The organism is Janthinobacterium sp. 64, from assembly GCF_002813325.1.
GTDB lineage: Bacteria > Pseudomonadota > Gammaproteobacteria > Burkholderiales > Burkholderiaceae_D > Janthinobacterium.
The window spans coordinates 829339-853677 of record NZ_PHUG01000001.1; the positions used below are offsets into that span (position 1 = coordinate 829339).

Here is a 24339-nt window from a genome sequence, read left to right on the forward strand (position 1 = left end):
GCTGGCGCGTTATCCATTGCTTACAGGCGGCGGTTCAGCACGCTGTCGATATCATGGGTTTTCAGTTCCAGCTGTACTGCGCCGTCTTGCAGCCAGCAGGCGTCGGCTCCCTGTCGCAGCGCATCCATGTCAAGCGCGCCCAGGCTGGGCGCGATGGCACCGGCAAGCAAGGCCGCAGCGTCATCCCATTCCCTATAAAACAGTTTCAGATACCAGCCATCGTCGTGGGCAAAGGCGAGGAAGCGGCTCCCCAAGGCGGGCAGCGGGGTCAGCGCGCCATGGTGGCCGAGCAGCGCGGCCACCTCCGCATCGCCGGCGGCCGGCGGCGCGCCCCGATAATCGGCCCAGGCATGGCTGCCCCAGGCATGGATATCCTCGTGCGCCAGGGCAGGCAGCTGTTGCCGCATCAAGGTCTGCCAGGCGGCAGGCTTTTTGAGCGTCCCGGCACTGCCCTTGCGCAGCACGATGCCGTCCGCCTTGCCGAGGGCAGCAATACAATCCTTGAATTCGATGCCGGAAGCGACCAGCATGCGCTCGGCCGGGTCATGCCAGATATACAGATAATGTCTCAAGTAGTGGTACGTTTTGGTGTCGGCGACGTGTTCAGGGACACGGCGGGGGGCGCTGGGTTGGCCATGCAGGTGACCAGCGCGGCAAGGAACTGGTCGCGCAAGGCCTGGTACTGGGCATCAGTCGCGAATTCCCGTTTGTCTGCCGGCTGATTGAGCAGGTAGGCGGTGGCGACCGTCCCGCTGGCGGCATGCAGCAAGGTGTATAGACTGATTACGCCGGACGATTGCGTGATATAGGGGTTGTTCAACGCTAGCACTTCCACGCCCTGGCGCGTGTCCGTCTCCAGCGGCACCAGCTGGGGCGGCTTGCTGTTGGCCGACATCTGCTGCATCTGCGCCACGATGGTCTCGCGGTCGGCGGCAAACCGGCCGTCGGCGCTGCGTTCGATTTTCAGATTCACAAAGGGCAAGCTGCCCTTGTGGAACAACATCAGCCGATAGCCGTCGGCCACCGATACCCGGCCTTCTCCCGTCGCCAGCTTGACGCTGCGCGTCGTCACCTGCGCAGGCAAGCGGTCTTGCTGCCGGAACTGGAACTCGCTGCGGTTGATGCATTGCGCCAAGGGCCCCAAAGGATCGGCCGTACGGTCTTGCGCCTGGACGCCCAGTGCGGCGAGCAGTGCGGGGATGGCAAGCAAATGGCGGTGCTTCATGGGAGATACCAATCATCGAGTCAAGGTGCGGCGAGCATAACCGTCAGTATTACCAGAAGGCAAATGTTTAGTTGCCATCCTCTAAATGCCATGGGGATGGCGTCTTAAGATGAAATTCACCTTGCCTGCGTAGCATTCAGCTTGGCAAGGCTCTCATTGTGCAGCGCCTGCCCTTTTCCGGCAGAACCATGAATGACATCGCTTTAAGCTTGCGCCACGGCGCCGCCGTGCCAACACCTCCCGCCAGCGGCCACCGCCTGAAAGCGGCGCTGGGCGCCCTGTTCTTTCCCCGCCAGCGCACGCGCTGGCAAGCCTTCCTGTGCAGCATGCCCGGCCTGAATTCGCTGGCGCAGCTGCATCCCTGCCTGCGCTTCAAGATTTACCGGCCGTACGCCTCGCGCCAGCTCGGTTGCGCGGATCGCCTGGCCTTGCTGGAAGGGCATTACCGCTTCCTGTGGCAAGCGGGCGCGCGTGCGCTGGTCGAGCGGGCCGCGCGCGAACCCGTGGTGCTGGCCGCGTTCGACGGCAAGGATGGGGTGCTGTACCGTTTGCAGCTGACGGCCATCCACGACAGCTACCGCGAAGGCGAACTGTGCCTGCGCCTGACGCGCGACGGCCAGCCCCTGTATCTGGCCAGTTTTTTGTTCCTGCCGCGCGCCGATGGCGTCTCCTTGCAGCTGGGCGCGCTACAAGGCTTGCGCTCGGAGGCGGGCAAGCTGGCCGTCAAGGAAGCCACGCGGGCGCTGCACGGCTGCCGTCCGAAAAACCTGATGGTGGCGGCCCTGCGCGATTTCGGCGATTTTTTTGCCTGCACTAACCTGTTTCTGGTCTGCAATGACAACCGCATCGCCCTGAATGCGAGCAGGCGTCGCCATATCGCCGCCGACTACGACCATGTGTGGCAGGAATTGCACGCCCTGCGCATGCGCGACGGTAACTATCACTTGCCCTGCGCGGCTTACCGCGTGCCGGATCTGGCCGGCGTGCCATCGAAGAAACGCGCCGATGCGCGCCGGCGCGGCGCATTGCTGCTCAGCATGTCCGCCGACATGCGCGCGCAGCTGGCGCGTTTGCTGGATACGCCGGTGACAACACTGGCTGAGGTATCTTGCCAAACCAGTCAGTATTCAAGGATGCTATGATGCTTTCTTTTCGGCAACTATCACCTGACATCATTGATGATCCCCACACGCCTGCGCGCCCTGTTTGTGTCTGTTTTATCCCTGTCCGCCTGCGGCGCCATGGCCGCGCCCACGCTCGACGCGTCCATACGCGAACGGGCGGAAACCCTGGTACGCAACGGCCAGCATGCCAGCCTGCTCATCGCCGTAATCGACAGCAAGGATAGCGCCGTGTATGGCTTCGGCCGTGCACGCGACAACGATAGCTACCAGCCTGATGCCGATACCATCTATGAACTCGGTTTCGTGAGCAAGACATTCACGGCCTTGCTGCTGGCCGACGCTGTCGTGACGGGCAGGGTAAGGCTGGAGCAGCCGGTGTCCGAGTTACTGCCCGGCTATACGATTCCCGAATTCGGCGCACAGAAAATCACCCTGCGCTCGCTGGCAACGCACTTTTCCGGCCTGCCTGTCATGCCGGATAACCTGCACTCGGCCAATCCCCTGGATCCGTTTACCGACTATGACGAAGCGCAGCTGCGCACCTTCCTGGCTGGCTACGCGCTGACACGCAAGCCCGGCAAGGAGTTTGAATTCTCGATGCTTGGCTATGGCCTGCTGGGAACGGCGCTGGGAACGCAGGCAAAGATGTCGTATGAAGACCTGCTGCGGGCACGCATCACGGGACCACTGGATATGCCTTCGACGACCACGATACCTTCGCCGGAAATGCGCGAGCGCATGGCGCATGGCCACCTGGGCAATGGCGTGCCCGTGCCGATCTGGGACTTCCGGGCCCTCGAGGGCGCTGGCGCCGTCTTGTCAAGCGGGCGCGACATGATACGCTACCTGCAATCCTACATGCAGCCCGCTGGCGAGGCGCAAAAACTGGCCTTGCGGCCACAGCAGGTATTGGGTGGCGAAGGCCATGACCTGCGCGCCAGGACACTCGGCCTGGCGTGGACATTCGAGCGCGTCAACGGCAAAAACTACGCGTGGCACAACGGCATGTCGGGTGGCTACAGCAGTTTTGTCGGCTTTAGTCTCGATGGCAAGCGTGGCGTAGTGGTAATGAGCGGCACATCGCGCGAAGTCCAGTCGCTGGGCCAGGCCGTTCTGTGGCAAGGCCAGCTTCCGCCATTGCCGTTACCAGCGGCAATACCCCGGGAAATAGCCATCGCCCCGGCCGAACTGGCGCAATATGCGGGCCAGTATGCGCTCGCGCCCACGTTTGTCCTCAGCGTGCGCCAGGGCCCCGATGGCTTGCTTGCAGGTCTCTTGGAATCGGGCACAACGGAACCGGGTGAAGCGCTCATGTTCGCCAGCGCGCAGGACACGTTCTTCTCCAGGATGACCGGCGAGTACTTGGTGTTCCAGCGTGACGCCGAGGGCACCATTATCGGTCTGGTCTTGCACCAGCATGGCATAGCAAAGTTCGCCAGACGGCAGTTCTAGCCTTGTTGTTACTTATTCGATAAGCATGGCGTAAAACTCAGGATCTCTTCATGTAGATGGCCTATGCTCGGCATTCATCCCAGCCACTTTATCCGGCGGCTGGCGTGAACTTGCCTTTTCCATTGATCACTTGACAGGTTCCCATGACGTTACGCCTTGCCCTCCTCCCCCTTTGCCTCGCCGGCAGCGCCGCCTTGGCTGCCCCCATCCTCGACGACGCCGTGCGCCAGCGCGCGGAGGAACTCACGCGCACCGGCATGCACGCGAGCATCGTCATCGCCGTCATCGACGGCAAGCACAGCGCCGTCTACGGCTTTGGCAGCGTGCAGGCAGGCAAGAACATCAAACCGGGCGCCGATACCGTCTACCAGATCGGTTCCGTCACCAAGACCATGACGGGTTTGCTGCTGGCCGACGCCGTCGCCGAGAACAAGGTCAGACTCGACGAGCCGGTAGCCACTTTATTGCCGGGCTATACGCTGCCCGCCTTCGACGGCAAGACGATCAGCCTGCTCGACCTGGCCACGCATTATTCCTCGCTGCCGCGCCTGCCCGACAACTTCGCGCCGAAAGACCCGGCCAACCCGTATGCCGACTACTCGGAAGCGAAGCAGCGGCAGTTTCTCGCCGCCTACCATTTGCCCCATGCGCCGGGCACGGCATTTGACTATTCGAATATCGGCTATGCCGTGCTGGGCACGGCCCTGGCCGCACAAGCGGGTAGCAGCTATGAAGCGCTGCTGCAAAAGCGCATCGCCGTGCCGCTGGGCATGCGTTCTACTTCGAACAAGCCCACGCACGGCATGCTGGCGCGCCTGGCGCCCGGCCATTTGCTGTCGGGCGAGCCGACGCCGGCCTGGGAGCTGAACGTCGTGGCGCCGGCCGGCGGCGTGTATTCAAGCGCGCGCGACATGGTCGCCTACCTGCAGGCGTTCATGTTCAAGCCACTGCGCCCGTATGCGCTGGCCATCCAGCCGCAGCGGCCGCTGGCGGCCGACGGCGACACGAAAATCGGCCTGTCCTGGCTGCTGGAGCAGAAACAGGGCCACAGCTACGCCTGGCACAGCGGCCAGACGGGCGGCTACGCCAGCTATGCGGCGTTTACGACGGACGGCAAGCGGGGCGTGATGGTGCTGACGAATACGGCGCGCGATGTCGACGCCCTGGGCCTGTCCACCCTGCTGCCCGGCACACCGTTGCCGCCGTTGAAAAAGCCGCAGGCCGCCATCGCGCTGCCGCGCGCCGCGCTGGCCGAGTACGTGGGCCAGTATCCATTGGACAAGGATTTCACGTTGACGGTGACCTTGGGCAAGAATGGCCTGGAAGCGGCCGGCACAGGCATGGGATCGGCGCCCTTGTTTGCCAGCGCGAAAGACCAATTCTTCTTCCGCGCCATCGATGCGGACCTGGCGTTTACGCGCGATGCGGGGGGCAAGATCGCCAGCGCCGTGCTGACGCAAGGCGGGCAGGACGTCATCCTGCCGCGCAAGCCGTAACAATCAAGCGGCCGGGTCTTGCATGAATTGCTCGACCCGCGCGACAAATGCCGCCTTGCTGCGCGTGCGAAACTCACCGAGGAAGGCGTCGCTGCCCGGGACGATCTTGCCGTGGCGGTCATATGCCACCTTGCCCATCTCCAGCACGAATTCGCCATCGGGATCGTCCTCCGGTTCAAAATGCGAGTTGAAGCAGTAACCGCTGTCGTGGCAACTGCCCCACAGCAGCAATGCGCTGCTGAACCATTCCATCGTATCGGGGCCAGGTTCGACCTCGAACAGGGTGTTGACGGTGATGTGCCAGCCGCCCGGTACGCGCAGCGGCTGCAGGGCATAGGGAAAGCGCGGCTGTTTCATGTGGGCGAAGGCGCGCAGCGCGCCCGGTAAAAGGTGAGGAACTCTGCGGCTGGCAGCGCTTTGGCAAACAGCCAGCCCTGGCCGAACTCCACTTTACGTTCGCGCAAATAGTCGGCTTGCTGCTGCGTTTCGATGCCTTCGGCCACGATCAGCATGTTCAGGGTGCGGGCCATGGCGATGATGTGCGGCGTGACGCTGCTGGTGGCCGCGTCCGTGCCGATGGTGTCAACGAACGATTTGTCGATTTTGAGGGCGTCGAGCGGCAGGTTTTGCAGGCTCGACAGGCTGGAATAGCCGGTGCCGAAGTCGTCGATGGCCACGGCGTGGCCGCGTGCCCTGGCCTTGTCGATGGTGGCGCGCGCCGCTTCCACGTTGATGAAGCCGCGCTCGGTTGCTTCCAGCCAGATCTGCTGCGCCTCGATGCCCGTGCCATCGAGCGCGCGTTCCAGCACGTCGAGCACCCGGCCCGTTTCGATGTCGCTGGCGCACAGGTTGATGGCGATGTGCAGATCGCGGTCGGCCAGCAGCGCGGCGCGCATGTCGGCGATGACGCAGGCGATCACCTGGTCGGTGATGGGCAAGATGAGGTCGCTTTCCTCGGCCACGGGGATGAACAGGCCGGGCCGTATCATGCTGCCGTCGGGACGGCGCCAGCGTATCAGCGCCTCGGCTCCCACGCACACGCCCGTGTCGAGCGCGATGATGGGCTGATAGTGGACGAAGAACTCGCGCCGCTCGACCGCCGTTTCCAGTTCGCCGCGCAGCGACAGGCGGCGGCGCGACAGCCACACGACGATGCCGACGATGAAGGCGGCCATCAACAGGCCCAGCGGCAAGAGCAGCAATTGCTCGCGCCGCAGCCTGTCGCTGAGTTTGCTGCGCGGCTCGATCATGACGGCCGTCAAGCCATCGCGGTACAGCGTCGCATGGATGTGGCCGTCCGCCGCTGGCTGGCCGGCCAGCAGGGCCTGCACCACGTCCGGGTCGGGATGATGGAGGGTGTCGAGCACGCCCTGCTTGCCGATGGCCACGGCCATCTGGATATCGCTGTCGACGATGACGTCGGAAAAACGCACGGGATCGATCAGCACCTGATAGGCGCGGTAGGACAGCCCCACCATGCGTTTGCCGCCGCTGACGATGGGGCGCAGGTTGAAATCGAGGCCCATGCCATTGTCCAGCGTGAAGTCGGCGGGCGTGATGGCGATGCGCTCGTCCTCGATGCCGTTCGACGTGCATTTGAGCAAGCCGTTCTCCACATAGCCGATATCGTCGATGCTGCGCGTGGTGATGGTGATGCGGCGCAATTGCTGGACGTGCGCTTCCGAACACGGCGCCAGGTCCAGCGCATCGGCGCTGCGCAAGGCCATGCTGGCCGAGGCGATCGACCGGTGGGCGCGCTCGAGCGCGTAGCCTGCCAGCAGGCGCAGGCGTTCCTGCTCGCCCTGCTCGGCGCGCACGGACGACAGGTAAAAGGCCAGGCTCAGGGGAGCGGCCACGCCGATGACTGCCACCAGCACACTGGTAATGATGATCCGTTTTCTGCGCATGTGATTACCTGCGGTAGTTATATGATTGCCATGTATTGCTCGATGGCATCATATTACAAGCAGAGGCGGCGCACGCGGAACATACTGAACAGTTACACTTTTTCCTGCGGCCGCGCCAGCACGAAGACCAGCGCCGCCACCACGGCCGCCAGTCCGCCCGCCAGGTACAGCACGCTGGCAAAGCCGTCGATGAAGGCGTAGCGCGCTGTTTCCTGGGCCACGGCTTGCAGGGCGGGCGGCAGCTGGCCAAAGGCCTCGGCTGCGTTGCCGGCGACGATGCGTCCTATCATTTCAGGCGAGGCCTTCAGGCCGTGCAGCCACGCCAGCTTGTCGAACGAGGCCGCCGTGCGCATGGCCAGCACGGCGCCCAAGGCCCCCACGGCCAGCACGATGCCGACAAAGCGCGTGGTGGTGCTGATGCCCGAGCCCATGCCCGTGCGCTCGCGCGGGATGCAGGCGAGGATGGCCTTCTGGGTCGTGCCGTTGAGCAATCCGGCTCCCGCCCCCGTGACGATCATGCCCGCCGCCACCCAGCCATACTGCAAACTGGAAGCGGCCAGGGCCGTGGCGACGTTGCCCACGGCGACGATCAATAACCCCGTCACTAAAATGCCGCGGTCATCCAGATGGCGCATGGCGCGTGGCGCCAGGCGCGACAGCACGACCATGGCGACGGCAAACGGCAGCATGGCGCAGCCGGCCAGCACGGCGGAAAAGCCGAAGGCGTTCTGCAAATACAGCGGCAAAAACGTCATCATCACTTGCGCGGCGATCGCATAGCCGAACATGCCCAGCACGGCGCCGACGAAGACGCGCCGGCCAAACAGGGACAAATCGACCATCGGTGCGCGCTGGCGCCGCTCCACCAGCACGAACACCGCCAGCAGCGCCGCGCCGGCCGCAAAGCGCAGCACGGTAGCGCGGCTGGACCAGAGCGCCACGCTGGCGTCGATCAAGCCCCAGATGATGCAGAACAGGCCGGCGGAGAATAATGCCGCGCCGAATGGATCAAAACTGGCGTTGGAGGCATCCTTCGACTCGTCCACGTGCTTGCTTACCAGCCACATCAACATGGCGACGACGGGCAGGTTCAGGTAGAAAATCCAGCGCCAGTTGATGGCGCTCGTGATCAGGCCGCCCAGCAAGGGCGCCACCGTCATGGCCACGCCCATGGCCGCGCCCCACACGGACCAGGCGCGCGCCCGCTCCTTTTCCGCATGAAACGTGTGGCCGATGACGGCCAGCGCGGACGTCAGCAGCAAGGCCGCTCCGAGTCCCTTGATGGCGCGCGCCACGTTGAGCACGAACGGCGTCCACGCCAGGCCGCACAGCAAGGAGGCCAGCGCGAACACGGCCAGGCCATACAGCATGACCTTGCGCCGTCCCAGGCGGTCGGCGATGCTGCCGGCGGGTAGCAAAAACGAGGCGAAGGCCAGCATGTAGGCGCTGACCACCCATTCCACGTCGACGAAGCTGGCGTTGAGCGAGCGGGCGATCGAGGGCAGCGAGACGGCCACGACGTTGGTGTCGAGCATGATCAGCGCGCACACGCCCGAGCAGGTATAGAGAGTCCAGTTGGTATTTTTCATGCCTGTATTTTAAGCAGGCTTGTATTACTTCCTGTTATAAGATGATCGCCTTATAATTTACCCATGGTGAATACAGATAAAGAGATGGAATTGCGGCATTTCCGCTGCGTGCTGGCCGTGGCGCACAGCCTGCATTTCGCGCGGGCGGCCGCCGAACTGGGCATCTCTCCGCCCGCGCTAACCAAGCAGGTGCAGGAAACGGAACAGTTGCTGGGCACGCGGCTGTTCCAGCGCAGCAAACGCGCCGTGTCCCTGACTGCCGCCGGCGAACTGTTCGTTATCGAGGCTGCACGCGCGCTGAACCAGCTGGCGCAGGCGCAGGAGGTGGCGCGCCGGGCCGGACGGGGCGAACTGGGACGGCTGGAAATCGGCTACGTGGCCTCGGCCGCGTATTCCGGCGTGCTGCAAGGCCAGTTTGCCCGCTTTCGCGCCAGCCACCCCGGCATTCACATCGGCGCGCGCGAAACCGCGATGGATGCCCTGCCCGGCTTGCTGGACCAGGGCCGTGTCGACCTGGCCTTCGTGCGCCCGCCCCTGCACTTGCCGGACGGTATCGATATGGTGGTCTTGCTGCGCGACCGCTTCGTGCTGGCCGTGCAGGCGGACAGCCCGCTGGTCTTGCTTGATGTGGCGGCGCCGGCCGCGCTGGCGCAGCAGGCCTTCATCGTGCCGGAACAGGAATTGGGGACATTGGAAGTGAGCCGGCGCGGCGGCTTTGCGGCGCAGGTGGTGTCGCGCCCGGGCAGCCTGGTGGCCGTGCTGACGGAGGTGTCGCTGGGCGTCGGTTGCGCCATCGTGCCCCATTCCGTGATGGCCAGCGTGCAATTGCCCGGCGTGGTGTTCCGCGAGCTGCAAGGGCCGCAGATCAGCTCGGAAATCGCCGCGGCCTTCCGCCGCCACGAACAGGCGCCCGCCGCGCGCGCCTTCATTGCCCAGCTGCGCGCGGACGCGCTGGTTTAACTTCAGCTGTTCTTCAAGACTGCCACGGCGTAGGTGCAGGCGGTGGCCGTTTCATTCTTGAACACGCAGTCGGCCAGTGGCCCCAGTTCCAGGCAGTCGCCCTCGTCCAGCACGTGGCGGGTCTCCCCTTCGATAAACACGAGGCTGCCGCTGAGCGACCAGATGAGTTGTCGCCGCGACACATAGGCGGCGGCCGGCATGGCCACCACGGCGCCGGGCGGCAAGGTAATATGCACGAGGTCGAGCGGCATGTCGGACGCGGGCGACACATGGCGCCGCACATAGCCGCTCTGCGGGTCGATCCACACGGGCTGATCAAGCTGGCGCAGCAAGCGCCCCGCGCGCATCTCGGCGCGGGCGATCAGCTCGGACATGCTCAGGTCAAAGGCGCCCGACAGCCGCGCCAGCAAGGTGGCCGTGGGACTGCAATCGCCGCGCTCCACCTTGTGCACCATCGCGCGCGACACGCCCGAGCGGGCCGCCAAGTCCGTCAGCGACCAGCCCAGGTTTTCCCGTTCAAGGCGCACCCTGGCGCCGATGCGCTGATTCAATTCGTCTGGTTTAGTGGACATATATTAGCTTCCGTTCGGATTTTATTGGACAAGGCGTGAGCGGCAATCTATGATTTGTCCATTATAGTAGACGCCTTGCGAGGAGATCAACATGCAGATACGCGATGCCCATGCGGGCGACATCGAAGCCATACTGGCGATTTACAACGATGCCGTCAGCCATACCCTGGCCATCTGGAATGAGCGGACGGTCGATGCGGCCAACCGCGCCGCCTGGCTGGCCGACCGCGAAAAAGCCGGCTATCCGGTGCTGGTCGCCATCGATGCGCAAGGAACTGTCGCTGGCTACGCCTCGTTCGGCGACTGGCGCCCGTTCGAGGGTTTCCGCCATACGGTCGAGCATTCCGTGTACGTGCGCGCCGATCGCCGCGGCACTGGCATCGGCAAGGCCTTGATGGGAGAATTGATCGCGCGGGCGCGCGGCCTGGGCAAGCACGTGATGGTGGCGGGCATCGAGGCGGGCAATGCCGGCTCGATCGCCCTGCACAAGCAGCTGGGCTTTGCGGAAGTGGGCTTGATGCGGCAAGTCGGCACCAAGTTCGGCGCCTGGCTGGACCTGGCGTTTTTGCAACTGCAGCTCGACACGCGCAGCGATCCGGACGGCATCGCGCCGCCCGGTTGAGGTCAAACAGAAATCAAGGATCGATCTCCGGTGGCGGCCGGCGCAGCGCCATATGTTCCCACACGGCCACCAATACCAGCACGCAGCTGGTGATGCAGGCCAGGATCAAAGGTGAATACAGGCGGCCGTAGGCCATCGGGATCAGCGCCAGAATGATCAAAATGCCCAGCAGATGCGACAGCGGCGGCGCGGCGCGCTCGCTGCTGACCCATTTGAACAGCGCATTGCCCAGCAAATACAGGATCGGCCCGCCCAGCAAGGCGCTGATGCCGGCAAAACTCGCTTCATCCGGATGCACGAGGGCCAGTTCATCGGCCACGGCGCAAACGATCACGCCGCCCACGATCAGCACGTGGATATACGTGTACGCCTTGCGGGCGATGCGGCCCGGATCTTTCGAATGGGCGATGCGGTGGTGGCCCGCCTCGGCGCCCGTGTCGAAATAGATCCACCACATGGCGATGCTGCCGACCAGGGCCGACAAGAAGCCCAGCCAGTTGGCGGCCGTCCATTCCAGTCCGGCAAACGTGGCGCCCGTCACCAGCAACGATTCGCCGAGGGCGATGATGACGAACAGGCCGCAGCGTTCGGCCATGTGGCCGCCATCGACATCCCAGTCGGCCGTCGTCGAACGGCCCAGGCCAGGCAGGCCGAACTGCATCCACGGGCCGGCCAGGTCGATCAGCAGGGCCGCGCCCCACCAGAAGATGCGCTGCTCGGGCGACGCGAGGCCGCCGGCGATCCAGAAAAACCCGGACAACACGGCCCACAGGGCGATGCGCTGGAAATTGCGGCGGCGCGACAGCGCTTCATGGCGCACGGCCCACCAGGCGAACAGGGGCCGCCCCACCTGCATGGCGACATAGGCGCCAGCAAAGGCCAGGCCGCGCGTGCCGAACGCTTCGGGGATAGAGGCCGACATGATCAGCCCGCCCAGCATCAGCGCAAACAGGCTGATGCGTACGGGAATGCGTTCGGGATCAAGCCAGTTGGTGATCCACGACGTAAAGATCCACACCCACCAGACGGCCATCAGCAGCAAGCCCGTCTGCAGCCAGCCCATGGCGCTCAAATGCGCCAGCAAGCCATGCGACAGTTGCGTGACCGCAAACACAAACACGAGATCGAAGAACAGCTCGATCATGCCCACCTTGCCGCTGTCCTGCCCGCCGCGCGTGCGCAACAGCGATTTTCTCAATTCCATAGCTACTCTTTCATTCATGCTGGATTAAAACGGTTCTTCGTCGACTTTATAGCTTTACGGGTGTCAACAAGGGCAAGCCGGCGAAGTGCGCCGCGAGGTTATCGACCACCAGCTGGCCCATCGCATGGCGCGTTTCCACGGTCAGGCTGCCGACGTGCGGTGTCAGCACGACGTTTGGCAAGGCGCGCAAGGCGGCGGGTACGCGCGGCTCGTCGGCGAATACGTCGAGAGCGGCCGCGCCCAGGTGGCCATCCTGCAAGGCGGCGATCAGGGCCACTTCATCGATGAGGGCGCCACGGGCGATGTTGATCAGGGTGCCTTGCGGACCGAGCGCGTCGAGCACGCTGCGGTCGACGATCTTGCGCGTGGCTGGCGTGCCCGGCGCGCAAACAAAGAGGTAATCGCTTTCCTGCGCCAGGGCGAGCAAGGATTCGGCGCGCGGCACGGACGTGCCCGTGATGGCGCGCGGCTGGAAGTAGCGCACGTGGACGCCGAAGACGGCCAGGCGCAGCGCGATGGCCTGGCCGATCTGGCCGAAGCCGAAGATGCCGGCCGTCTTGCCGCGCAGGCTGGACGCTGGGGCGATGGCTACGCGGCGCTCCCAGCCGCCGTCGCGCACGAAACGGTCGAGCGACACGATATGCCGCGCGCTGGCCAGCAGCAAGGCCAGCGCCACGTCGGCCACGTCGTCCGTCAGCACGTTCGGCGTGGTGGTGACGGCGATGCCCCGCTCGCGCGCCACGTCGAGCGCCACGCCGTCGAGACCGACGCCGTTGACGGCGATGATTTCCAGCGCCGGCAGCAAGCCCATGTCGCTGGCGCTCAAGCCCAGCGCGCCCGTGGTGACGACGGCGCGGATGCCGGGTGCCCGTTCGGCCAGCCAGGCGTGGCGCTCGTCCGCCGGCACTTGCCAGGCGTAGTGGCAGGCGTATTGCCGCTCCAGCTGCGCGTTGACGGCAGCCGAGGGACTGGGGGCGAGAATGAGGAGTTCGGGTGGCATGGGCGTCCGGGTCGGTGTCGGCAAGATTTGCAGACGCAACTTAGCATATTTGAGACCTTGCGGGGGATGGCATCGCCTGTTAGCGCCCCTAAAACCCTGTCCGCCGCGCGGTCTTTAGCCCGGGCAAGGCACGCGTTTTACCTTGCCGCCCGTCTTGAACGGGTCGGCGCCCGCGCCCGGATTGGCATCCAGGCCATAGCAGGTGGCGCGGCCGGCGCTGACGACGCGCGTGGCGGGGCGGCCATCGGCCGTCAGGTATTCCTCCACGCGGATGATGGGGCCGCCACGCCAGGCGGAGGCGACCAGCTTCTGGAAGCTGCTTTCGCTCTTCAGGTCGGCTGCGGCCAGCCACGGTTTGTCTTGTTTCAGTTCGCCACGCAAGGCCTTGTCGGCAGCGCCTGCGGCCAGCCGGGCGCGCGTGTGCAAGTCGGCCGTGGGCGGCGCCGTGGCGGCTGCGGCGGGGAAATCCTCGGCGGGGGCCGTGATGGCTTCTGCAGCCACGGCCGGTGGCGCAACGATGACGGGCGGCACGCTGGCCTGCGCGCGCGGCAAGGGCGCCGGCATGGGCAGCGGCAAGGCCATCGGCGGCGCCTGCGGCGTTGGCCGGGGCGGCAGCAGTGTCATGAAAGCCACTTCCGTGTATTGCTTGAGCTGCCGCGCCGGCAGCAAGAGGAAGTACAGGCCCAGCACGTGCATGGCCAGGATCAGCGCGACGGCCGCGCCTTTCAGGCTCAAGCCATCCCGCATGCGCATGGAAGCGGACGGTAGATAGTGGTGCAATGGCATGCGGTTTCCTGTGGGCGCCGGGCGCGATGGCCCATTCTAGCGAAACTTGACCTTAGGCATTAATAAATCCGCAAGGTATCGTCTGGCGCGCCCTTTCCCGCCAGATTCCAGTGCCTGCTCCGGCAGTTGTTGTACGAAGGACGACTTTTTTCAACATTCTGGCCGGCCTGCTGCCGCGCCAGTTTGTCGCCTCCGAGTTGCTTGAGCGCGTGGAAGTGTTCCGTGGCGCGAATACCTACATCAATGGCGCGCCGCGCACCGTCGTCGTCTCCGCCTCGGTCGACTTCTAAACGCTCATTCCATGCCCGGCAAGGGCGCCGCGCCGCGTGCGCCCCTGTGCAATCGCTTGTGCCTGGGCGACAATGCGCGCATGACACTGCGCCCCGCCCTCCTCTCCCTGTTGCTCTTCGCCACCGCCGGCACCGCCCTTGCCCAAAAGCAAGCCGCCTGTCCCTACGCCGCCTGGAAGAGCGGCTTCAAGGGCGATGCCCGGGCGCAAGCCACGTGTTTGCTGCGTCCCGTGAAACTGTATGCGCGCCTGGGCGACAGCGCGCCGCTGCCAGACTTCCTTGCCGCCCGCATCGGCCAGCGCACGGGCATCGCCCCGGCCCGGCTGCGCGCCTGGCTGGCGCAGCAATCGGTCAGCGAGGCGGACGTGGGCGGCGCCGTCGACGCGCCATTGTCGCGCGCCGTGGGCCGGCTGGCCGCACCGATGGCCCGCTATTTCGTCATCCACGACACCAGCTACCCGAATTTCCTGCTGGAATCCATTCCTGCCCACATCAACGACGCCAGCTGGGATTTCAACAACTTTACCTTGCGCAATCCGGCGCTGGGCGGCGGCCCGAAGGGACACGTGTACGTCAACCGCCTCGGCGAGTCATTGTCGGTGCGCGACTTTGGCACGCCCGGCTACGCCAGCAAGCTGGAGAAGGACAAGCCCTCGCTGACGGGCCTGTTCCTGCACGTGGAACTGGTGCAGCCGCGCCACTCCGTGCCCGGCGGCGGCAGGGGCAACGATGGCCTGGCGCCCGATCCCGGCTTTACGCCCGCGCAATACGAGCGCCTGGCCCTGCTGTACATCGCCGCCAGCGTACGCAAGGGCACGTGGCTGATCCCCGCCTTCCACGCCGTGATCGACACAGGTTTTGCGAATGGTCATGACGATCCGCAGAACTTTTCGCTAGAGCTGTGGGATGCGGCCCTGGCCCATTTGAGCGCCGTCATGACAGGCGCCGACGCGCCGAATTGAACGCCACCCGCGCGCTGATTTGGAGGATACTTTAGCTCCCGCCGAAGCTTCGTGCGGATGGAGAGCTGCGATGACCTATGCCTCTGACCAGAAAATGCACACGCTGGACGTGCCCGCCCGCACGCGGCGGCTCTTCAGCATGCGCGACGCCGTGCTGACGCAGTGGGAACACGAAGTGCGCGCCAAGGTGCGCGGCGCCGACGCCTTGCTCACGCCCATCCTGATCAATACCTTGCCCGCCTTCTTCGACAATCTGGCCGAAGCGCTGACGCCAGGCTATCCGCGCGACAATGCCACCAGCAATACCAACGCTCCTGCCGTGCATGGCAACGAACGGGCGCGCATGACCAGCTATGGCCCGGAGCAAGTGATCCAGGAATACCAGATCTTCCGCGACTGTTTCGCCGACGCAGCCCTCGAGGCGGGCGTGCCGCTGCGGCGCCGCGACTGGAAGGTGATCAATGCCTCGATCGATACGGGCATCCGCGAAGCCATCCTGGAATTTACGGCCATGCACGACAGCTTTCAGCGGCGCATCGCGGCCGGCCTGTCGCACGACATGCGCAATCCCCTCTCCGTCATGCTCAACAGTGCCCAACTGCTGCAGCGGCGCGCGCAGCAGGTCGACGTGCCGGCCCTGGCGTCGAAAATTCTCGAACACGGCAAGCGCCTCGACGAGATGATCCAGGAATTGCTCGATACGCTCAGCTACCACCGGGGGCAAAAGCTGCCGCTGGTGCTGCAGCGCTTCGACATCCTGCCGCTGGCGCGCAAGGTGGGCGACAGCGTCAATACGGGCCACCCGGGCAAGTGCCTGGTCACGGGCGCGTCCGTCACCGGCTGGTGGTGCGAAAATTCGCTGCGCCGGGCCTTGGAAAACCTCGTGGGCAATGCCCTCAAGTACGGCGACGAAGGCCCCATCCATATTCACGTCAACACCCTGCGAGAACGCATGATACTCACCGTGCACAACACGGGCAGCAGCATCGCGCCCGAGCAGACGGAGCGCATCTTCGAATACCTGCGCCGCGAACACCAGGGCAGCGCGCCCGGCTGGGGCATCGGCCTGCCCTTCGTGCAAAACGTGGCGGAAAGCCATGGCGGCAGCGCGCTGGTCGACAGTGCGCCGGAGACGGGCACCACGTTTACCATCGACCTGCCCGTCGATTGCCGCCCCTTCGTTACGCCAGACGCCTGATTTCACGCGCCCGCGCCCCATAGCCCTGCAGCATCGACGCCGAATCGATGCAATAGCGCACCAAAGCGGTGCGGCGCATGGATTTCCGCCACAAAAATGGTCATATATACACGTTCGTTCGGCTGCCGTGTTGGCACGCTTCCTGCTGAGCTATACATAGACACGGCTCAAGGGAAATCACAACATGGCAAATTTTTTCAATGAAATGACTGCGGATGACGTGGGATCGGACAGCACCGTACGCGAACACTATCGTGAATTTGGCAACTGGCTGGCGCAGCAGTCTCCCGAGACCATCGCCCGCAAGCGGGCCGAAGCCGACCTGACGTTTCGCCGCGTCGGCATCACCTTCGCCGTGTATGGCGACGATGCCGGCACGGAACGCCTGATTCCATTCGACACCATCCCGCGCATCATCCCCGCCGCCGAATGGGCGCAGATGCAGACGGGCCTGGTGCAGCGCGTGCAAGCCTTGAATATGTTCATCCATGATATTTATCATGAGCAAAACATCATCAAGGCGGGCATCATTCCCGCCGAGCAAATCTACAAGAATGCCCAGTACCGCCCGGAAATGCAGGGCATTGCCGTCGCGTCCGACATTTACGCCCACATCGCGGGCGTCGACATCGTGCGCGCGGGCCAGGGCGAATTTTATGTACTGGAAGACAATCTGCGCGTGCCGTCCGGCGTGTCCTACATGCTGGAAGACCGCAAGATGATGATGCGGCTGTTCCCGGAACTGTTCGCGCGCAACCGCATCGCCCCCGTCGACCATTACCCGGACATGCTGCTCGACAACCTGCGCTCCGTCGCCCCGATGGGCGTCGATGACCCCACGGTCGTCGTCATGACACCGGGCATGTACAACTCCGCCTATTTCGAGCATGCGTTTTTGGCCCAGCAAATGGGCGTGGAACTGGTCGAAGGCAAGGATCTGTTCGTCAACGATAACTCGGTCTACATGCGCACCACGCGCGGCCCCAAGAGAGTCGACGTGATCTATCGCCGCGTGGACGACGATTTCCTCGACCCGCTGGCCTTCCGCTCCGATTCCTCGCTGGGCGTGCCTGGCCTGCTGTCCGTGTATCGCGCCGGACGTGTCACCCTGGCGAACGCCATCGGCACGGGCGTGGCCGACGACAAGTCGATCTATCCTTTTGTTCCCGACATGATCAAGTTTTACCTGTCGCAGGAACCCATACTCAACAACGTGCCCACCTACCAGTGCCGCAAGAGCGCCGATCTGTCCTACGTGCTGGCCAATTTGCCGAAACTCGTCGTCAAGGAAGTGCATGGCGCGGGCGGCTACGGCATGCTGGTGGGGCCGGCGTCGAGCGCCGCGCAGATCGAGGATTTCCGCCAGCGCCTGCTGGCCAATCCGGGCGGCTACATCGCCCAGCCAACCCTTGCCCTGTCCGCCTGCCCCACGTATGTGGATGCGGGCATCGCGCCGCGCCACATCGACTTGCGCCCGTTCGTGCTGTCCGGCAAGACGATTTCCATGGTGCCCGGCGGCCTGACCCGCGTGGCGCTCGGCGAAGGCTCGCTGGTGGTCAACTCCTCGCAAGGGGGCGGCACCAAGGATACCTGGGTACTGGAAGCCACATTATCAGAAGAAAAAGCAGCTTTTGCAGGAGAGAAAACATGCTGAGCCGCACCGCCGATCATTTGTTCTGGATGGCCCGCTACACGGAGCGGGCGGAAAACACGGCGCGCATGCTCGACGTCAACATGCAAACGTCCATGCTGCCGCAGTCCGAACAGGACGCGGAGCAAGGCTGGCGCGCCACCCTGGGCATTTCCGAGCTGCAAAGCGCCTACGACCACAAATATGGGCGCTTCCACACGCGCGACGTGCTCGACTTCATGGTGCGCGACCCGAACAACCCGTCGTCCATCCTGGCCTGCCTGACGGGCGCGCGCGAAAACGCCCGCGCCGTGCGGGGGACTTTGACGACGGAAGTGTGGGAAATCCAGAACGCCACCTGGCTCGACATGCAGAAACGCTTGAACAGCAATCTGCTGGAGACGGACCCCAGCGCCTTCTTCGAATGGGTCAAATACCGCTCGCACCTGTCTCGCGGGGTCACGTTGGGCACCATGCTCAAGGACGAGGCGATCCACTTCATTCGCCTGGGCACCTTTCTGGAGCGGGCCGACAACACGGCGCGCATCCTCGACGTGAAGTTCCACGGCGCGCGCGACACGTCGAAAGACATCACCCAGCGCGACTTTTACTACTGGGCGGCCCTGCTGCGCTCGGTGTCCGGCTTCGAGATCTACCGCAAGGTCTACCGCGACGTGATCACCCCGGCGCGGGTGGCGGAGTTGCTGATGCTGCGCGGCGACATGCCCAGGTCCTTGCTTGCCTGCATGGATGACGTGGTGGAAAATTTAAAACACATCCGCAACGATGTGTCGGCCGATACGGAACGGTTTGCGGGCAAACTGCACGCGGAACTGAAATTCGGCCATATCGACGACATCATGAAGGCGGGTTTGCACCATACCTTGACGGAGTTTCTGGAAAACATTTACGACCTGGGCAACCGGGTCAGCCGCGACTTCCTCGTTCCCTTGGCGGCCTGATGCAGCTCACCATCCGCCACGCTACCCATTACGCCTACAGTGCACCGCTGGCCTACACCATCCAGCAACTGCACCTGACGCCGCGTATCGAGCCGCAGCAGCGGGCTCTGTCCTGGCACATCAGCACGCCGGGCCGGTGCCACGCCTACACGGATGCCTACGGCAATCTGTCGCACATGCTGACGATTAACGGCAGCCATCAATCGCTGAGCCTGGTGGCGCATGGCGTGGTGGAAACCATCTACCCGCACAAGGGACGGCTGAACCTGGTCGACACGCTCTCGCCGCTGTTGTTTACCATGCCGACGGCCCTGACGCAGGCCGATTCCGCCATCCTCGACCTGGCGGCCGCCAGCCTGCCGGACCGCACAGTCACGGCAGGCACGGGCCATCTGCTGCGCCTGGCCGAGCACATCGTCGGCAAGGTCGCGTATGCAAGCGGCGCCACCATGGTCACCACCACGGCCGGCGACGCGCTGGCCCTGGGGCGCGGCGTGTGCCAGGACCATGCGCACCTGTTTTTGGCTTGCTGCCACGCCTGGGGCATCCCGGCCCGCTATGTCTCCGGCTATATCGATCCGGGCACGACGGGCCACGCGGCCAGCCATGCCTGGGTCGACGCCTGGGCCGAAGACCCGGATTTCGCGGGCTGGGTCAGCATCGATGTGACCCACGCGCGGCTGATGACGGATGCGTATTGCCGCCTGGCCATCGGACGCGACTACGATTCTGCCGCGCCCGTGCGCGGCGTGCGCCAGGGTGGCGGCACGGAAACGTTGAGCGTCGACGTGCAGATCGTGCCTGTATGACTGGCAGAAATGAGGCTGGGCGGGCCTTGCCGGCAGGTGGCACGGCCCGGCTGGTGTAAAATGCTTCCCCTTTTGATGTGATTTACGACGATGACTTATTGCATAGGCATGCGCCTCAACGAAGGCCTGGTCTTCCTGTCCGACTCCCGCACCAACGCCGGCGTGGACCAGGTGGGCACCTTCCGCAAGATGAGCGTGTTTGAAAACCCGGGCGAGCGCATGCTGGTCCTGATGACGGCTGGCAACTTGTCGATCTCGCAGGCGATCCGCCAGATCGTCTCCGAACACGTCGATGCGGATGGACGCAGCATCTGGAACGTGGCCAGCATGTACGATGCGGCGCGTATCGTGGGCGACGCCGTGCGCACCGTGCACTTGCGCGAAGCGAAGGCCCTGGCCGACTGCGGCATCGATTTCAATGTCAGCATCATCTTGGGTGGGCAGATCGGCGCCGAGCGTTGCCGATTGTTCCAGGTGTATTCGGCCGGCAATTTCATCGAATCGCACGATGAAAACACGTATTTCCAGATCGGCGAAGCCAAATATGGCAAGCCCATCATCGACCGGGTCGTCAATCCGTTCACGCGCCTGGACGAGGCGGCCAAGTGTGCCCTCATTTCCATGGATTCGACCCTGCGCTCGAACATTTCCGTCGGCTTGCCGCTCGACCTGCTCGTCTACGAGACGGGCAGCCTGGCCGTCACGCGCTTCGTCACCATCGATGAAAAGAACCAGTATTTCCGCATGATCCGCGACACCTGGGGCGAACAATTGAAACATGTGTTCGAAGGCATCGTCGATCCCGTATGGAATGCGGCGCCCGAGACGACGACGAACGTGCTGTCGTCCGCCAACATGCACAGCAAGCCCGTGCGCGTGGCCATCCCCGAGCACGTGAGCCGCGGCGGCCTGACCGTGGCGCCCCTGCAATCACTGGCGCAGCAGTTCAGCGACGACAAGCAGCATTGATCTGCCGCGCACCGGCTGCGCGCGGCGCTGGACAAGTCGCTTTTCGCGTGCTTTTATGGCAATATGGGTGACATTTAATTCAGATTGACCTGAAAGGCTGGTGGCGCATGGACTTGATCACTTCCGCTGTGGTGGCAGCCATCGAACATGGCGCGCCCGGCCACGCTTCCGAAGCCGTCGCCAGCCACTATGAGCGCCTCAAGCAAGCCATCGCCAGGTTCGACAGCGCCGCCGCCATCCTGGCCGCCATTGCCGCGCTGGAAGCCGAGCCTGAAAATACTCAGCTACGACTGGCCCTGTCGGCAGCCCTGTCCAGCGCGAAAGTGCCCGATGACATGGAAACCCTGTTTGCCGCGCAAGGCTTGCTCGATGCGCTGCAGCGCCCGCCTTCACCGCTGCCCGACGTGGCATCGGCGCCCGCGCCAGCCGACAAAAGCGCCGTCGTGTCGAATTATGCGGTGGTCAAAGTGTATTTCGCCACGGACCGCCAGCGCGATGTGGGCAAGCCGCCGGCGCAGCGTTTCAGCGGCGAACGCAACATCCTGAGCGGCAACGGTCCGCTCAGCTATGGCAGCTGCGATATCAGCATTCCCCGCGACCACCGCATGGGCCAGCTGGAATCGCCGTCGCTGTGGCGCCTGGAATTTCGCGACGACCCGGCCAAGCACGTGGTGCTGCTGTCGGCCGAGGTGCAAGACCGCGATAACTTCTTTGCCGCGCTCAAAACGCAGATCCGCGCCTCGGCCGATAAAAGCGCCTTTATCTTCGTGCACGGCTACAACGTGAGTTTCGAGGATGCGGCGCGGCGCACGGGACAGATGGCTTACGACCTCGGTTTCGATGGCGCGCCCGTGTTCTACAGCTGGCCGTCGCGCGGCGCGGTGGCCGGCTACACCATCGATGAAAACAATATCGAATGGAGCACGCCCCACATGACGGCCTTCCTGGCCGATTTTCTCGCCAGCACGGAGGCGGCGCACGTGTATCTGGTGGGACACAGCATGGGTAGCCGCGGGCTGGCGCGGGCCGTGGCCGACTTGCTGGGGGCGCAGCCGCAGCTGGCGCAAAAGATCACGGAGCTCATCCTGTCCGCGCCCGATATCGACGCTGCCATCTTCAAGCACGATATCGCGCCCAAACTGGCCGGTGCGCGCAACCCCGTCACTTTGTATGCCTCGTCGCAAGACCTGGCCCTGGCCGCCTCGAAAGCCGTGCACGGCTACGCGCGCGCGGGCGACAGCGGCGCCGGCATGCTGATCGTGGCGGGCGTGGAAACCATCGACGCCACCGGGGTCGACACGAGCTTCATGAAACACTCGTATTTTGCGGAAAAGCGCTCGGCCCTGTCCGACATGTTTTATCTGATACGCAACCAGGCGCGCGCCGACCAGCGCTTTCTCGACCCCGTCGATACGGCGGCCGGCCGCTATTGGACGTTCAAACCGTGACGCCGTTTCATCCGCAGCGGCACGCATGCTAAGATACGGCCCATAGGGAGGCAACGGGCACGGCGATGACGCCGCCAGCCGATCCCCCGCAAGCAGGCTTATCATGTTGACATCATCTTCTACACCGCACGCCGAATCGCTGATCCGCAACACCAACGCCCGCGTCACCAAGACGCGCGTGAAGGTGCTCGACTTTTTAATGGCGCAAAGCCGTTCGCTGACCCACCATGAAATCCAGCAAGCGCTGTCGCAGGACAGCGATATCGATTCCGTCACCCTGTACCGGGTGCTGGAATGGCTGACGGAAAATGAACTGGTGCACCGCATCGCGGGCGCCGACCAGGTATGGCGCTTCAGCGCGGGCGCCGGCCACCAGGCGCACGAACATGCCCACTTCCAGTGCACCAAGTGCGCCAACGTCACCTGCTTCAATGAAGTCAAGCTGCCCCCGCCCGTGCTGTTGCCGGAAGGTTTCAGCGGCGGCGAAGTCGATTACCTGATCAAGGGCCTGTGCCCGCGCTGCAAATAGCGGGCGTCACTTGAGCAGCAGGGCCAGGTGATGCTCGTCATAAAAGAGTTCGCCCACGCGCATCGAGCGCGGCTCCGTGCCATACGCGAGAAATCCCAGCGATTCATACAGCCGCAGGGCGGCATTGTTTTCCGCATTCACGCTCAAATGCACTTGCATGATGGCCGGGTCCGTCTCGGCCTGTTCGATGCAGGCGTTGACGAGGCGCCGCGCCACACCTTTCCCCCGCTGCGGCACATCGACGAACACACCCCATAGCATGGCTTTGTGCCACAGCTGGCGCATGGATTCGCGCCGCAAGCCGGCAAAGCCGACCAGGCGTGCGCCATCGAAGGCGCCAAAGCCGCGCTGCAAGGCGCCACCGGCGATGCGCTGCGCATGTTCTTCCGGCGTGCGCGCCAGTTCATCCTCGCGCGATGAGGAAAACGCGCTGGGCGAGTCAAGGATGGCGCGCAGGCGCAGCGCGCAAAAGGCGGCGGTGTCGGCTGGCGTCAGCAGGCGGATGACGATATCGGGTGCGGGCATGGTGGAATCCGGCAGTTTTTTCCATTATACCCACGCGCGCGCCAGGGCGGGCACGCCCGCTTCCACGCTCATGCCGCCGCCGTGGCCGGACTGTCCACTATACAGCGGTCCAGGCCCCGGATCAGCATATCCTGCGGCAAGTCGCGGCCAATAAAAATGATCTTGCTGGCGCGCGTTTCATCATCGCGCCACGGCGCACCCAGTTCCGAGCCCATCAGCATGTGCACGCCCTGGAAGACGGCGCGGCATGGCAGATCGGCCACGTACAAAATGCCCTTGTAGCGCATCAGCTGGGTGCCGAACAGCTGCACCACGGCATCGAGGAAATTTTCCACCTGCAACATATCGAGCGCCTGCGACTGGTGGTAGACGAACGATTGCACGCCGTCGCCATGGCGGTGGCCCAGTTCCCCCAGGAAATCCGGCTCCAGTTCGACGATGGCGTTCAAGTTGAAACCGCGGATGTTCAGGATGTCGCGCAGCGGCACATTGCCAAAGCGCACCTTTTGTATGCCGGCGCGGCCATTGATGGCGACCAGGCGCTGGCGCAGCGCGGCCAGTTCGTCCTTGCTGACCAGGTCCGTCTTCGACAGCAGGATGCGGTCGGCAAAGCCCACCTGCTCCTGCGCTTCCCTGTGCGCCGTCAATTGCTGCTGCGCGTGGCGCGCATCGACCACGGTCAATATCGCGTCGAGCATGTAGAACTCGCTGATGGACGGTTCCGCAAAGAAGGTTTGCGCCACGGGGCCCGGCGCGGCCAGTCCCGTCGTTTCGATGATCACATGGTCGAAATCGATGGTGCCCGCGGCGCGTTTCGCGTGCAGCTCGCCCAGGATGCGGATCAGGTCGCCGCGCACGCTGCAGCAGATGCAGCCATTGTTCATTTCCACGATCTGCTCGTCGCTGTCCTGCACCAGCAAGCCATGGTCGATGCTTTCGGCGGCGAATTCATTTTCGATCACGGCGATGCGCACGCCGTGATCGCCCTGCAATATGCGCTTGAGCAAGGTGGTTTTCCCGCTGCCGAGAAAACCCGTGATGATGGTGACGGGGATCAGTTCTGTCATGGTGTATTCCTGT

The 24339-nt window shown here is 64.2% G+C and carries 25 protein-coding genes; 14 read left to right on the forward strand and 11 right to left on the reverse strand.

Annotation, left to right across the window (positions count from 1 at the left end; all coding sequences use genetic code 11):
• Positions 1-20 precede the first annotated feature (20 nt).
• Entirely contained in the window at positions 21-572 is a 552-nt protein-coding gene (locus CLU91_RS03585; RefSeq protein ID WP_100873019.1) for a hypothetical protein, read from the reverse strand.
• A complete protein-coding gene (locus CLU91_RS03590; RefSeq protein WP_100873020.1) occupies positions 569-1225 on the reverse strand; it encodes a hypothetical protein in 657 nt (218 codons plus the stop codon). The genes CLU91_RS03585 and CLU91_RS03590 overlap by 4 nt, the downstream gene beginning before the upstream one ends.
• A gap of 188 nt (positions 1226-1413) precedes the next feature.
• Here CLU91_RS03590 and CLU91_RS03595 point away from each other — a divergent pair, with 188 nt between their 5' ends.
• The 3 genes from CLU91_RS03595 (at position 1414) to CLU91_RS03605 (ending at position 5297) form a co-directional block, all read left to right on the forward strand.
• Positions 1414-2367 carry a VirK/YbjX family protein gene (locus tag CLU91_RS03595; protein ID WP_157814575.1) on the forward strand — a complete coding sequence of 318 codons (954 nt, stop codon included), beginning with the start codon at positions 1414-1416 and terminating at the stop codon, positions 2365-2367.
• A gap of 36 nt (positions 2368-2403) precedes the next feature.
• On the forward strand, positions 2404-3801 hold the full coding sequence (locus CLU91_RS03600) for a serine hydrolase (protein ID WP_100873022.1): 1398 nt from the start codon (positions 2404-2406) through the stop codon (positions 3799-3801).
• A gap of 143 nt (positions 3802-3944) precedes the next feature.
• Complete coding sequence (locus tag CLU91_RS03605) at positions 3945-5297, forward strand: serine hydrolase (RefSeq protein ID WP_100873023.1); 1353 nt, start codon at positions 3945-3947, stop codon at positions 5295-5297.
• A gap of 3 nt (positions 5298-5300) precedes the next feature.
• Here CLU91_RS03605 and CLU91_RS03610 read toward each other — a convergent pair whose 3' ends face one another.
• From CLU91_RS03610 to CLU91_RS03620, 3 genes are all read right to left on the reverse strand, one after another.
• On the reverse strand, positions 5301-5654 hold the full coding sequence (locus tag CLU91_RS03610) for a hypothetical protein (protein WP_100873024.1): 354 nt from the start codon (positions 5652-5654) through the stop codon (positions 5301-5303).
• Positions 5651-7204, reverse strand: a complete 1554-nt coding sequence (locus CLU91_RS03615) for an EAL domain-containing protein (protein WP_100873025.1) — start codon at positions 7202-7204, stop codon at positions 5651-5653. The genes CLU91_RS03610 and CLU91_RS03615 overlap by 4 nt, the downstream gene beginning before the upstream one ends.
• A gap of 92 nt (positions 7205-7296) precedes the next feature.
• The gene (locus tag CLU91_RS03620; protein ID WP_100873026.1) at positions 7297-8793 is read right to left on the reverse strand and encodes an MFS transporter; all 1497 of its coding nucleotides are present in this window, start codon (positions 8791-8793) and stop codon (positions 7297-7299) included.
• A 63-nt stretch (positions 8794-8856) separates the two neighbouring features.
• On the opposite strand from CLU91_RS03620, the gene CLU91_RS03625 reads away from it, so the two are divergent.
• A complete protein-coding gene (locus CLU91_RS03625) occupies positions 8857-9753 on the forward strand; it encodes a LysR family transcriptional regulator (protein WP_232730612.1) in 897 nt (298 codons plus the stop codon).
• Between the two features lie 2 nt (positions 9754-9755).
• Here CLU91_RS03625 and CLU91_RS03630 read toward each other — a convergent pair whose 3' ends face one another.
• Positions 9756-10325, reverse strand: a complete 570-nt coding sequence (locus CLU91_RS03630) for a helix-turn-helix domain-containing protein (RefSeq protein ID WP_100873028.1) — start codon at positions 10323-10325, stop codon at positions 9756-9758.
• 91 nt (positions 10326-10416) lie between these two features.
• Here CLU91_RS03630 and CLU91_RS03635 point away from each other — a divergent pair, with 91 nt between their 5' ends.
• Positions 10417-10947, forward strand: coding sequence for a GNAT family N-acetyltransferase (locus CLU91_RS03635; protein ID WP_100873029.1), 531 nt, complete (start codon positions 10417-10419; stop codon positions 10945-10947).
• 13 nt (positions 10948-10960) lie between these two features.
• Here CLU91_RS03635 and CLU91_RS03640 read toward each other — a convergent pair whose 3' ends face one another.
• From CLU91_RS03640 to CLU91_RS03650, 3 genes are all read right to left on the reverse strand, one after another.
• On the reverse strand, positions 10961-12145 hold the full coding sequence (locus CLU91_RS03640; RefSeq protein ID WP_442906593.1) for a low temperature requirement protein A: 1185 nt from the start codon (positions 12143-12145) through the stop codon (positions 10961-10963).
• Positions 12146-12197: 52 nt separating this feature from the next.
• Positions 12198-13151 (reverse strand): 2-hydroxyacid dehydrogenase, encoded by a 954-nt coding sequence (locus CLU91_RS03645; protein WP_100873031.1) that lies wholly within the window; start codon positions 13149-13151, stop codon positions 12198-12200.
• A 114-nt stretch (positions 13152-13265) separates the two neighbouring features.
• Positions 13266-13937: a hypothetical protein gene (locus CLU91_RS03650; protein WP_100873032.1), complete on the reverse strand. Its 672-nt coding sequence runs from the start codon at positions 13935-13937 to the stop codon at positions 13266-13268.
• A gap of 110 nt (positions 13938-14047) precedes the next feature.
• On the opposite strand from CLU91_RS03650, the gene CLU91_RS27740 reads away from it, so the two are divergent.
• From CLU91_RS27740 to CLU91_RS03690, 9 genes are all read left to right on the forward strand, one after another.
• Entirely contained in the window at positions 14048-14227 is a 180-nt protein-coding gene (locus CLU91_RS27740) for a hypothetical protein (protein WP_157814576.1), read from the forward strand.
• 11 nt (positions 14228-14238) lie between these two features.
• Entirely contained in the window at positions 14239-15189 is a 951-nt protein-coding gene (locus CLU91_RS03655; protein WP_100873033.1) for a hypothetical protein, read from the forward strand.
• A 70-nt stretch (positions 15190-15259) separates the two neighbouring features.
• The gene (locus tag CLU91_RS03660) at positions 15260-16387 is read left to right on the forward strand and encodes a sensor histidine kinase (protein ID WP_100873034.1); all 1128 of its coding nucleotides are present in this window, start codon (positions 15260-15262) and stop codon (positions 16385-16387) included.
• Positions 16388-16571: 184 nt separating this feature from the next.
• Positions 16572-18041, forward strand: coding sequence for a circularly permuted type 2 ATP-grasp protein (locus CLU91_RS03665; protein WP_100873035.1), 1470 nt, complete (start codon positions 16572-16574; stop codon positions 18039-18041).
• Positions 18035-18979, forward strand: coding sequence for an alpha-E domain-containing protein (locus tag CLU91_RS03670; protein ID WP_100873036.1), 945 nt, complete (start codon positions 18035-18037; stop codon positions 18977-18979). The genes CLU91_RS03665 and CLU91_RS03670 overlap by 7 nt, the downstream gene beginning before the upstream one ends.
• On the forward strand, positions 18979-19788 hold the full coding sequence (locus CLU91_RS03675) for a transglutaminase family protein (protein ID WP_100873037.1): 810 nt from the start codon (positions 18979-18981) through the stop codon (positions 19786-19788). The genes CLU91_RS03670 and CLU91_RS03675 overlap by 1 nt, the downstream gene beginning before the upstream one ends.
• 90 nt (positions 19789-19878) lie before the next feature.
• The gene (locus CLU91_RS03680) at positions 19879-20757 is read left to right on the forward strand and encodes a peptidase (RefSeq protein ID WP_100873038.1); all 879 of its coding nucleotides are present in this window, start codon (positions 19879-19881) and stop codon (positions 20755-20757) included.
• 107 nt (positions 20758-20864) lie between these two features.
• The gene (locus tag CLU91_RS03685; protein WP_100873039.1) at positions 20865-22205 is read left to right on the forward strand and encodes an alpha/beta hydrolase; all 1341 of its coding nucleotides are present in this window, start codon (positions 20865-20867) and stop codon (positions 22203-22205) included.
• Positions 22206-22308: 103 nt separating this feature from the next.
• Positions 22309-22734 (forward strand): Fur family transcriptional regulator, encoded by a 426-nt coding sequence (locus CLU91_RS03690; protein ID WP_070218730.1) that lies wholly within the window; start codon positions 22309-22311, stop codon positions 22732-22734.
• A gap of 6 nt (positions 22735-22740) precedes the next feature.
• Here the strand turns inward: CLU91_RS03690 and CLU91_RS03695 are convergent, their stop codons facing one another.
• Together CLU91_RS03695 and CLU91_RS03700 are read right to left on the reverse strand one after the other, a co-directional pair.
• A complete protein-coding gene (locus tag CLU91_RS03695) occupies positions 22741-23259 on the reverse strand; it encodes a GNAT family N-acetyltransferase (RefSeq protein WP_100873040.1) in 519 nt (172 codons plus the stop codon).
• Positions 23260-23327: 68 nt separating this feature from the next.
• Positions 23328-24326 (reverse strand): CobW family GTP-binding protein, encoded by a 999-nt coding sequence (locus tag CLU91_RS03700; RefSeq protein ID WP_100873041.1) that lies wholly within the window; start codon positions 24324-24326, stop codon positions 23328-23330.
• Between the last annotated feature and the right edge of the window lie 13 nt (positions 24327-24339).